This window comes from Mesorhizobium sp. M7A.F.Ca.CA.002.05.1.1, from assembly GCF_003998335.1.
Lineage (GTDB): Bacteria > Pseudomonadota > Alphaproteobacteria > Rhizobiales > Rhizobiaceae > Mesorhizobium.
Genome location: NZ_RZQI01001686.1, coordinates 1 through 398, shown reverse-complemented (window position 1 = coordinate 398; position 398 = coordinate 1). Strand labels below are relative to the sequence as shown.

Here is a 398-nt window from a genome sequence, read left to right as displayed (position 1 = left end):
GCATGTCACCCATGTGCTGGCAGCGGTCGACGGCGACGCGCATTTCCCGCCGATCGATCCTGATTCCTGGCACATTGTCAGCTCGCACGACGTCCCAGCCGGGGAAAAGGACAGCCACCCGACGCGTTATTCGGTCTACGAGCGGCGTCGAGAGAGACATTGAATGAAAAAAGGGGCATTGAAGGAAGACAAAGGGTCGCGACCGGACAAATCGGACGAAGTCGGCAGCGCATCGCGTTGAAAGCGCCTCGTTGCGTCCCTATAGAAGAACAATACTGGATTTTGCGCCGTAATACCGGCGCTTGAGGGAATTCCAAGCGAAAGGACATTCATGCCCTGGAACGACAAAAGCGGCGGTGGCGGCGGCCCATGGGGTGGCGGCGGCAACAATCAAGGAC

General features: G+C 58.5%; 1 protein-coding gene. It reads left to right on the top strand.

Annotated features, from left to right (window positions below; translation table 11 throughout):
* A partial coding sequence (locus EN939_RS37790) for a dihydrofolate reductase (RefSeq protein WP_164751678.1) occupies nucleotides 1–163 on the top strand: 163 nt, incomplete at its 5' end.
* Nucleotides 164–398 lie beyond the last annotated feature (235 nt).